Below are 9340 nucleotides of genomic sequence, written 5' to 3'. Positions count from 1 at the left end.
ATCACCACGAAGGCTATTAGCGGCTTTAATCGTCACTTGCCTTGGCATGATTTTCAGGCTTGCCTTTTTCGCTGTCATCAGCTTGCTTGGTGTTTTCAAGCTTAGCTGCCTTCAGGTCAAAGACAACGGTTATCTTGCCGAAAAGCTCTTTTTGCTTCTCGGTGAATGATAACTCCTCAGCCATGGCATTCACCCCTCTTTAGGTTTTATTTCCACAACCTCCTGCTCAGTAGCCAGAGCTTTTTCGTATACCAGACGAATGGCGTTCTCGATAAAAGCAATGTCCTGCTCAGAAGGTTTGTAGTTTTTGCCCATGTGGTTGATTGAACCGTCAAATTTTATGTCTTTTATGACAGCTCGCATTTTGGGGTCGTCTTTGAATAGCATACCCATAATTCCCTGAGAAGCTGAAGGTTTTGAGTCAATGCCCAATATCCAGTCCGTACTGACACCATAAAGATCAGCTAATGTCCGCAAGTCGCTTGGTGATGGTTGAGTCCTGTCGTTTTCCCAATGTGAAATGTTTCTATAGCCTATTCCAGTGCGTTCACTGACATCTTTTTGCATGAGACGGCATTTTTCTCTTGCACTTTTTAGCCTAGCTCCAATGCTCATCTTATCCACCTTCCTGATGTATAGTATAGCATTAAACTCGAATAAATAGAAAAAATACTCATAATAATAGGATTGGAGCTTGACATACTCTTTTAAATAGCATAGAATAAAGTATAATTACTATTCTAACGAGTATATAAAGGAGGATGGCAACCATGAAGACGGTAGAAGAAATGGAAAAGATTTTTGCTCCTATCCGTGACCAGTGCGTTGAAATCTACAATATGACGATTGAAGACCCTTCGCTGGAAAACATGTTTATGTACAAGACAATCTGCGAAATTCATGCTTATGAGATTTGCCTGAATTATAAAATGGGTGGCGTACCATCATACCTTGGCTATGAGCTTGGTCTTGATTGTATTGCTGATGCTGGAGACACTAAATGCCCAAAAATTCGGCATGAGCTGGATAAAATTTGGCTTGAAATTCTTGTCGAGAGTTTGATGGAATTTGGTTTGAACAGCATTGTTGATTATATACATGATGCCGTTGGAGAAATATAATTTTGGAATGCCCAGTGAGAGGTGGTGATGAAATGACTGTAAACGAAAAGCTGAAGGCTTATATCCAGAAGCGAGGTATTAAGCAAAGTGTAATAGCTAATGCAATCGGGATGAACGAAAGAACGCTGAATGGAATTCTAAATGGTAGAATAACCCTGAAGGTAAATACTCTTGTTAGTGTATGTGAGTTCATACGAGTCGACCCAGCATTTTTTTTGAATGACAATACTCTTTAAACGAGTTTATTTAATCGTACCAGAAGATAGCTCAGTGTAGAGCAGAGAAAACAGAACGGAAGGTGATGAACATGAGTGGAAAGGCAACGAAAGCTGCCAACAGTGTCTGGTACAAGGCACGGATGAGGATGGCAGAGAAGGACAGTCGGTTCTGCTCAAGAGAGATTACATCAATGCTTGTAGGGATTGAGAGAACGAGGATAGCCCAGATAGAGCTACAGAATGTTATTCCTCATCCAGACGAGTGTATATCAATGGCAGAACAGTACAAGGCTCCAGAGTTGCTGAATTACTGTTGTACAAGGTGTTGCCCTATAGGGATGCTTGATGTTGAGCCTGTTGAGGGCATAGACATCGACAGGATAACTGTTAAGTTCCTGAACGCCACGGCAGACATAGCAGACATTGAACGAGCCATTTTGCGTATTGCCAGCGATGGCAAAGTATCGGTAGATGAGATACCCAAGATGAATGAGATACTGGCTAAATTGAAAGAGCTGTCAAGGATCAAGAACGAGATAGCAGTTTACATGAGGAAGTTGGTGTGAGAATGGAAATAGCAGAGCTGAAAGAAGCAGTAGAGCTGGCAAAGGAGCTGAAAGCAATATTGACGGAGACACCTGAGATAGCCCAGTTCTTGAATGGCGAAATGAGTGCATTTGTCCCAGAACACTGTTACAGACTTATGACTGTATCACAAGCTGCAGAAGCGTTGTGTGTGAACCAGAACAGAATCCGTGAGTATGTCAATCAAGGTTTGTTGGAGTGCATCTACACTCCACCTGTTAGCCACATGAAAATCACGGTTCAGTCTGTGAACAGGCTTATACAGAAGTGCAGATCAAACAAAGGTGGTGAGAAAGATGATGTCGGAGCTGACAACACAAGAGCGTGTTGAGATAAAGAGAAAGGTGATATGGTACGACAGGACTATGAAGTTTTTTAAGGTAGTTACCATAGCCGTTACAGCATTGCTTCTGCTTGGCTTTGTCGGAGAGATGGACAGGACAACAGGTTTGTAGGAGGTGAGCAAAATGGTACAGCATCTTGAACTGGTAAAGTTGAGCGTACCACAAAAAAGCCACCAGTTGCCGTATTTCACAACTGATGGCTGGATGATAATATTTGCAGTTTTTATGATTATCGGTTTTGCCTTCGGATTTTTGGTAGGTGACTGGCAAAATGAAATTGTATCACAAGCTGCTGGAAAATGAAGAAGGGCTACGCCAGATGAGATGGCGAAGCCCATGAAGAATGAGATTACAGCAAATGGAGCTAAGAAAAAGCCGTTTGCCAAATCCACTTGTATTGTAAACCATGGAAAGGGGTAGAGTCAACAGCAATGAGACTGATTAAGTTATTTCTTGAGAATTTTCGTGGAATAAAGAGTTTGACCATAGATTTCAACGGTGACGACACTGTTATATACGGAGCCAACGGCACTGGCAAGACCACAGTAGCCAACGCAATAAGCTATGTGCTTAGTGGAAAGTCAGCTACTGGGGAGAAGGATTTTTCTCCAAAAACCGTAGGCGTTCATAATGTCCACCATGTAGCAGAGCTGACTGTCTGCAAGGATGACGGAGAAGTAGTTGTCCTGAAAAAAGAGTTTTACGAGAAGTGGACTAAAAAGCGTGGGAGCCAGTCACCGACCTTCACTGGTCATGTGTGTGAGCTTTCGATCAACGACCTGCCAGTAAAGACCAAGGAGTATGACAAGGTTATCAGTGAGCTGACAAACGGTCATGTTGATGACATTGAGTTTCTGACAGTCATGGGTCACATGGTTGAGAAGATGAACGACAACGAAAGGAGAAAGGTTCTGTTTTCGTTGTGTGGTGAGGTCACTGATGATGACATACTAGCCAAGCCAGAGTTTGATGAGCTTTCCAAGCTGCTTGTGATTGAAGGCACCAAGGACCAGCGGTATGAAATCCCAGATTTCAAGAAGAAGTGCGAGAGCAAGCGTAGGGAGCTGAACAAGAAGCTGGACAGCATTCCTGAAAGCATAGCCACCCTTGAATCTGCCATGGCAGGTGAGTATGAGGATGAAGCTGATGTAAAGGCAAGGCTGGCTGAGAACAGGGCAAAGCTCCAGAAGCTCCTGGCACCTGCTGATGCAGTAAACGGCAACGAAGAAATTATTCGTGATGTCAAAGAAAAGATTGCAGAAGGCAGACAAAAGTTTGGCGAAAGCAAATATAAGGCGTTGAGTGCTTTTTCTGAGACCGAGCAGACCATGATGAATGATGTTGCCAAGTATGAGACATCACTGAACAGAGCAAAGACTGAGCAGAAGTGGCTTGAAGCTGAGATTGAACGAAAGACCAAGGTTCGTGAGGAGCTTCTTGGTGAGTTCGAGGTCAAGGTAAAGGCTATGGTGTGGGATGAGAATTCCACGATATGTCCGACCTGCGGTCAGAAGATGCCAGAGGACAAAATAAATGAGCTGTTTTCCAAGTTCTCTGCTGAGCGTGAAGCCAACAAGGCGTATATCAATGCCAAGGGAAAAGCCAACGGTGTTGAGCTGGAGAAGCACAAGGAAACGCTGAAGGCAACAGTTGCTGACATTGAGATGCTGGAAGCTGTACTGAAGAAGCAGAATGAAGCACTTGCTAAGTGGCGTGAGTCCAAGCCTGTTGATACTCCATACGAGGAGACTGATGAGTACAAGGAATTAAAGAAGACCCTTGACGAGCTGGAAGCTGGCACCGCATCTGTAGCGTTCAACCCTACCGACAAGGCAGACTATGAGAAGCTGATTGAAGAAGATGAGCAGAAGCTGGTTGATATCGGAGCCAAGGCAAAGATGGATGAAAAGATTGCTGAGCTGAAGGCAAGTGTCAAGACTGTATCGGCAGAGCTTGAGAAGCAGGAAAAAGCAATCTATCTGTGTGAGCAGTTTATGATAGCCAAGGCTGAGATGATAACTGCCAACATCAATGACAAGTTTAGCTGCATCAAGTGGAAGCTCTTTGAGACCCAGATCAATGGTGGATTGCGTGAAGTATGTGTGCCAATGATACCTAATGCTGATGGCGTAATGGTTGATTACAAGATGGCTAATACTGCATCCCAGATTAATGCCAACCTTGAAATCATGGATGTATATGCCAAGGCTTATGGTGTAAACCTTCCAATCATCATTGACAGGGCTGAGAGTATCACGAATATCCGTGACATGGATTGTCAGACAGTGTCGCTGGTAGTAAGTGCCGATGACAAGGTTTTGAGAATAGAGAAAGCTGTAAAGGAGAATGAGAAAAATGAAGAATGAGGTTGCAAACGTAAACACTGGAGCTGTTCAGCAGGTAGAGCCAATTAAGACTATTGACAATTATTTGACCAACAGCTTGGCGAGAGAGAAGTTTGAGCAGGTATTGGACAAGGGAGCCAACGGATTTATTGTTTCTTTGACCAGTCTTGTAAAGAGCGACAATATGCTGGCACAAGCCAATCCGAAAACCATCATGTCTGCCGCCATGACTGCGGCAACATTGAAACTGCCGATTAACCCAAGCTTGGGACTGGCATACATCATTCCATACCGCCACAAGGATAAGAACGGTAACTATGTAGTAGATGCCCAATTCCAGATGGGGTACAAGGGATTTGTACAGCTTGCGGAGCGTACAGGGCAGTATCGTACTATCAACGCCACTGTCATCCGTGAAGGTGAGATAGAGGATATTGATATCATCACTGGAGAAATCAAGCGTGGAAAGAGGAAAAGCGACAAGGTTGTTGGTTATGCTGCATACATCAAGTTCGTCAATGGGTTTGAAAAGACCCTGTATATGACCAAGGAGGACATGACAGCACACGCCAAGAAGTACAGCCAGTCTTTCCAGAAAGGTTTTGGACCATGGAAGGACAACTTTGATGCAATGGCTCAGAAGACTGTATTAAAGCAGTTAATAAGCAAGTACGGAATTATGAGTATCGACATGCAGAGCAGTGATATGGCAATGGCACTTGCAAGCGACCAAGCTGTTGTATCAGATGCCTGTGGTACTCCAAGCTATGACTACATAGACAACAGACCGAGTGGAGCTGTTGAGGATGTGTCTTTTGGTGATGAGCCTTCCGTACCTGTACAGCCAGTACAGAATGTACATCCAGTAGAGCAGGTACAGACACCGCCACCAGTACAGCAAAGTGCTCCTCCAGTAGCAGAAGCTCCTGTAAATCGTCAGATGGCTCCTTCTGATGATGAGCCAGCGTTTTGATAGAGGTTAAGGTACTGGCATCCAGCAGTAGTGGAAACTGTTATCTGATTGATGACGGAAAGACAAGGTTACTGTTGGATGCTGGTGTTAAGCTCAGTAAGATTCAACAGGCAGTAGGTTTTGATGTTGGGAGCATTAGTGGAGCATTGATTACCCATAATCACAATGACCATTCGCTGTGTGTTGATGAGCTAATAAAGCGTGGCGTAAATGTATATGGCAACGCTGATGTAGCCAGCAGGAACGATGGTATTAATCATATTCCTGAAGGCAGGAAGGTTGGCATAGGCACCTTTGATGTGATAGCGAAAGGCATGGAGCATGATATACCGTGTTCATGCTTCTATCTGAGGAGCTTGGCAACAGGAGACATATTGTTATACATCACCGATACAAAGTCGGTTCATTACAAGTTCCATGATGTCACCCAGCTCATAATCGAAGCTAATTACGATCATCGTCTTCTTTTGGCGAATGCGTACAAGCCTTCCAGTCTGAAGCACAGAATAATCAACAGCCATTTAAGCATTGAACAGGCAAGTGAGTGTGTCAATGAAATGGATAAGTCTAAGCTGAAGGAAGTGTATCTTTGCCATCTGTCAGATGAGGACAGCGATGCAGAGATGTTCAGACATGAGATTGAGAAAGTCACCGAAGCAAAGGTGTATATCTGCGAAAAGTACGGTGGTGTAACATGCAGGACATAGTTACAGGCAAGATTGTTGACATGGAACCAGATGGCAGTGTTCACATTGTAGCCAGTGTCCCAGATATAGACAGAGCAGTGAACAGGAAGTACAGCACAGTGCTGATAGGCTTTAACGATGGCAGGAGAATATCTGCAAAGCAGAGAGCCAAGGCACACTGTCTGATAGCTGAGATAGCTGACTGGATGGCAGAGCTGCCAGCACTTACTAAGCAGATTATGAAGGTTGAATTTAAGGTAAATCGCCTTGAATCGCTTGAAACAAAGATGTTCAGTCTAAGCAACTGCGACATGAATACTGCCAGCGAGTTCATTAGCTATCTTGTTGATTTTGTTGTTGAGAACGACATTCCGACAAGAAAACCGATGTACCAGCTTGCAGATGATATTGGCAAGTACATGTATGCCTGTCTTGTAAACAAGCGGTGCTGTATATGTGGACAGGCAGGTCAGCTCCATCACTGCGAAGGTAGCAGGATAGGAATGGGCGGTGACCGCAAGGAAGTCCATCATCTTGGTCGTGATGTAGCTTGTCTTTGCTGGAAGCATCACGATGAGCTGCACCGTATGGCTGAGACAGAGTTCATGGACAAGTACCATATTTACCCGATACAGGCTGATAAGGTTATTTGCAAGAAATACAAGCTAAAGGAATGAGGTTTATGAAAGAGATTTTGAAATGGTGGTGGGAGCGTAATGGCAGAGCGTAGGATGTTTGCCAAGGATGTTATTGACAGTGACAATTTTTTGGATATGTCGCTGACTACTCAGGCGTTGTATTTTCATTTGGCTATGCGAGCCGATGATGACGGTTTCGTAAACAACTGCAAGCGAATTCAGAGAATGATTGGCTGTTCAGATGACGAAATGAAGATGCTTATAGCCAAGAAGTACATTATTCCGTTCGAGAGCGGAGTTATCGTCATAAGACACTGGAAAATACACAACTACATCAGGAAGGATATGTATCACCCCACAAAGCATGTTGCTGAGAAAAATCTGATTGAGCTTAATGATGGTGTGTATGATGTCTGCGATGAAGAAGTGAATAAATTGCAGTTGAAAAATGAGCCTGAAAGCATTGCGAAAATCTGTGACGTTGACAATTCAGAAAAATACGATGAGCGGTTTGGAAAAATCTTTGAGCTGTACCAAAACTGCATCCAGCCTGTGCCTAACATGGTCGTTGCTGATGACCTGCAGGACCTGTATGAGCAGTATGGAGCAGAATGGCTCTATGAGGCTATCAAGGAGTCAGCCAGAAATGGTGGCAGGAATGTAAGGTATGTTGCCAAGGTTTTGAATAACTGGCAGACCAGAGGCGTTCAGGACCCTTGGAACCATCCAGACAAGAAGCAGAAAGGCAAGCAGGTAAGCGATATTCCGCAGATGGATATAGCTGCCAAGGCTATTGCCACACTGGAAGCTCAGGAGAACGCTGATGAATAAGAGAGCCGAGATTATAAAACTGCTGACACCGTACCTCATGGCGTTCCCGAACAGCAAAATGAATGAAGGCAGTCTGCTGGTATACAGCAAGGCACTTTCAGGACTGGAGCTTGTTGAGATAGAGGCTGCCATGAACAAGCTGATACTGACAAGCAAGTTTTTCCCTTCTGTAGCCGAGATATACGAACAGGCAAGACTGGTAAGACAGTATGCTGTTGCAGAGTCTAGCGGAGTTCGTGATCTGACTGAATCTGAGGCGTGGGACAACGCAATGCAGGTGGTCAAGGAACATGGACTGCTGAACAGCGAGCCTTGGAATTTTGCGAATGAAAAGGTTGCCAAGGCTGCCAGAAGGTTTGGCTTGAAGGAGCTGAGTCTTCTCAGGACCGATGAAGTCAATATTGCTCGTGGACAGTTTACAAGGTTTTACCGTGAGATTATGAACGAGGATAACGACAACGAATATAACAAGCTTGTGCTTGGCGGTATGAGGAATGATGATGTGAATAAATTGATTGGCAAGATAGCGGAGGTAAAGCAAATTGGAAAACCAGAATAAGAATGTTAAACGGAAGATGAGTGAAGAAGAATTGACTGATATGCTTAAACAATGTTTTGGCAATGCTGAGTCTGCCTATGATCAGTTTATGAAAAGAGTCTTAGGCAAATTAATGAACGACTTGGACGATGACAAAGAAGAATGCGAGGAAACGGATGAATTTGACCCTGAGTTTATCTTTGATGGTCGTGCATTTGATGGTTCAGAGTGTAATCCTGCTACAGTAGCCGTGAATCAGGGATTTGACACATCGTATACCTACGATGTAACTCCTGCTTGGTTCCAGATTCCTAAGCATCCGACTGATGAAGATATTGTAAATTTGAAATATAAGGCGGTAAGCGAGTTCTGCGAGTTTATGACAGCTTTAGATGAATTTATGCATGAAAAGACTTGGAAGAACAGGCACCACGTTCTTCATGAAATTGGCGATACAGTTACAGCTATGACTGGAGTTGCTGTAGCTCTTGGAGCTTCCTCTGATGAAATTACTGATGTATGTGAAGGCATCCACCTAAAGAACAAGCTGAGACGTTACCATATTCCACGCTGGGACAAAGACGAAGATGCTGATGGAGCTGACCAAGAAAATGAGTAAGTACAGAAACAGTAAGTTCAGAATTTGTGGGAATACGTTTGATAGCAGGGCTGAGGGCGAATATTATGTGTACCTGCTTGGGCTGCAAAAGAATGGAAAGGTAAAAAGCATAGAGCTTCAACCAGTAGTTGAGCTGCAACCAAAGTTCGTATATGCAGGTAAAACAGTTAGGGCTATTACCTACATCCCTGATTTTCTTGTTGAATACACAGACGGTCATAAAGAGTATGTTGATGTCAAAGGCGTATCAACCAAGGATGGAGAGCTGAAACTGAAAATGTTTATGTTCAAGTACCAAGACGGCATCCCTATTAAGTGGGTAGCCAAAGGCGACAGGCTCGGACTTCCGTTGTGGATGGACTACTTTGAAAAAAAGGCTATGATTCGAAAGCGAGAGCGAGAGAGACGAAAGGAAGCCAAGAAATATATCAAGATGTGAGGT

15 protein-coding genes are annotated in these 9340 nt (G+C 44.0%); 13 read left to right on the top strand and 2 right to left on the bottom strand.

What is annotated here, in order from left to right; translation table 11 throughout:
- Positions 1–25: 25 nt before the first annotated feature.
- A complete protein-coding gene (locus T525_RS16245) occupies positions 26–184 on the bottom strand; it encodes a hypothetical protein (protein WP_156945571.1) in 159 nt (52 codons plus the stop codon).
- A 5-nt stretch (positions 185–189) separates the two neighbouring features.
- Positions 190–615 (bottom strand): helix-turn-helix domain-containing protein, encoded by a 426-nt coding sequence (locus T525_RS15505; protein ID WP_051533400.1) that lies wholly within the window; start codon positions 613–615, stop codon positions 190–192.
- A 155-nt stretch (positions 616–770) separates the two neighbouring features.
- Between T525_RS15505 and T525_RS0104370 the strand changes: the two genes are divergently transcribed.
- From T525_RS0104370 to T525_RS0104300, 13 genes are all read left to right on the top strand, one after another.
- A complete protein-coding gene (locus T525_RS0104370) occupies positions 771–1121 on the top strand; it encodes a hypothetical protein (protein WP_027406198.1) in 351 nt (116 codons plus the stop codon).
- A gap of 2 nt (positions 1122–1123) precedes the next feature.
- Positions 1124–1357 (top strand): helix-turn-helix transcriptional regulator, encoded by a 234-nt coding sequence (locus T525_RS0104365; protein WP_156945569.1) that lies wholly within the window; start codon positions 1124–1126, stop codon positions 1355–1357.
- A 71-nt stretch (positions 1358–1428) separates the two neighbouring features.
- On the top strand, positions 1429–1905 hold the full coding sequence (locus T525_RS0104360; protein ID WP_027406196.1) for a hypothetical protein: 477 nt from the start codon (positions 1429–1431) through the stop codon (positions 1903–1905).
- The gene (locus T525_RS0104355; RefSeq protein ID WP_027406195.1) at positions 1902–2255 is read left to right on the top strand and encodes a hypothetical protein; all 354 of its coding nucleotides are present in this window, start codon (positions 1902–1904) and stop codon (positions 2253–2255) included. Before T525_RS0104360 ends, T525_RS0104355 begins: the two co-directional genes overlap by 4 nt.
- 136 nt (positions 2256–2391) lie before the next feature.
- Complete coding sequence (locus T525_RS0104345) at positions 2392–2571, top strand: hypothetical protein (protein WP_027406194.1); 180 nt, start codon at positions 2392–2394, stop codon at positions 2569–2571.
- 128 nt (positions 2572–2699) lie between these two features.
- Positions 2700–4634, top strand: a complete 1935-nt coding sequence (locus tag T525_RS0104335; RefSeq protein ID WP_027406193.1) for an AAA family ATPase — start codon at positions 2700–2702, stop codon at positions 4632–4634.
- Positions 4624–5586 carry a recombinase RecT gene (locus T525_RS14190; RefSeq protein ID WP_051533399.1) on the top strand — a complete coding sequence of 321 codons (963 nt, stop codon included), beginning with the start codon at positions 4624–4626 and terminating at the stop codon, positions 5584–5586. The genes T525_RS0104335 and T525_RS14190 overlap by 11 nt, the downstream gene beginning before the upstream one ends.
- Positions 5583–6293, top strand: coding sequence for an MBL fold metallo-hydrolase (locus T525_RS0104325; protein WP_027406192.1), 711 nt, complete (start codon positions 5583–5585; stop codon positions 6291–6293). Before T525_RS14190 ends, T525_RS0104325 begins: the two co-directional genes overlap by 4 nt.
- The gene (locus tag T525_RS0104320) at positions 6281–6949 is read left to right on the top strand and encodes a putative HNHc nuclease (RefSeq protein WP_027406191.1); all 669 of its coding nucleotides are present in this window, start codon (positions 6281–6283) and stop codon (positions 6947–6949) included. The genes T525_RS0104325 and T525_RS0104320 overlap by 13 nt, the downstream gene beginning before the upstream one ends.
- A 39-nt stretch (positions 6950–6988) precedes the next feature.
- Positions 6989–7741, top strand: a complete 753-nt coding sequence (locus T525_RS16020) for a DnaD domain protein (protein WP_084276881.1) — start codon at positions 6989–6991, stop codon at positions 7739–7741.
- Positions 7734–8300 carry a hypothetical protein gene (locus T525_RS0104310; RefSeq protein WP_027406190.1) on the top strand — a complete coding sequence of 189 codons (567 nt, stop codon included), beginning with the start codon at positions 7734–7736 and terminating at the stop codon, positions 8298–8300. Before T525_RS16020 ends, T525_RS0104310 begins: the two co-directional genes overlap by 8 nt.
- On the top strand, positions 8284–8898 hold the full coding sequence (locus T525_RS0104305; protein ID WP_027406189.1) for a hypothetical protein: 615 nt from the start codon (positions 8284–8286) through the stop codon (positions 8896–8898). The genes T525_RS0104310 and T525_RS0104305 overlap by 17 nt, the downstream gene beginning before the upstream one ends.
- On the top strand, positions 8891–9337 hold the full coding sequence (locus T525_RS0104300) for a DUF1064 domain-containing protein (RefSeq protein WP_027406188.1): 447 nt from the start codon (positions 8891–8893) through the stop codon (positions 9335–9337). Before T525_RS0104305 ends, T525_RS0104300 begins: the two co-directional genes overlap by 8 nt.
- Positions 9338–9340: the final 3 nt, after the last annotated feature.

This window comes from Anaerovibrio sp. RM50, assembly GCF_000622005.1.
GTDB lineage: Bacteria > Bacillota > Negativicutes > Selenomonadales > Selenomonadaceae > Anaerovibrio.
This window is presented reverse-complemented; position numbering and strand designations above follow the sequence as displayed.

Excerpts from the sequence above, each read along its gene's own strand:
- T525_RS16245 (WP_156945571.1), bottom strand. The coding sequence starts at position 184 with ATGGCTGAGGAGTTATCATTCACCGAGAAGCAAAAAGAGCTTTTCGGC.
- T525_RS15505 (WP_051533400.1), bottom strand. The coding sequence starts at position 615 with ATGAGCATTGGAGCTAGGCTAAAAAGTGCAAGAGAAAAATGCCGTCTC.
- T525_RS0104370 (WP_027406198.1), top strand. The coding sequence starts at position 771 with ATGAAGACGGTAGAAGAAATGGAAAAGATTTTTGCTCCTATCCGTGAC.
- T525_RS0104360 (WP_027406196.1), top strand. The coding sequence starts at position 1,429 with ATGAGTGGAAAGGCAACGAAAGCTGCCAACAGTGTCTGGTACAAGGCA.
- T525_RS0104345 (WP_027406194.1), top strand. The coding sequence starts at position 2,392 with ATGGTACAGCATCTTGAACTGGTAAAGTTGAGCGTACCACAAAAAAGC.
- T525_RS0104335 (WP_027406193.1), top strand. The coding sequence starts at position 2,700 with ATGAGACTGATTAAGTTATTTCTTGAGAATTTTCGTGGAATAAAGAGT.
- T525_RS14190 (WP_051533399.1), top strand. The coding sequence starts at position 4,624 with ATGAAGAATGAGGTTGCAAACGTAAACACTGGAGCTGTTCAGCAGGTA.
- T525_RS0104320 (WP_027406191.1), top strand. The coding sequence starts at position 6,281 with ATGCAGGACATAGTTACAGGCAAGATTGTTGACATGGAACCAGATGGC.
- T525_RS16020 (WP_084276881.1), top strand. The coding sequence starts at position 6,989 with ATGGCAGAGCGTAGGATGTTTGCCAAGGATGTTATTGACAGTGACAAT.
- T525_RS0104310 (WP_027406190.1), top strand. The coding sequence starts at position 7,734 with ATGAATAAGAGAGCCGAGATTATAAAACTGCTGACACCGTACCTCATG.
- T525_RS0104300 (WP_027406188.1), top strand. The coding sequence starts at position 8,891 with ATGAGTAAGTACAGAAACAGTAAGTTCAGAATTTGTGGGAATACGTTT.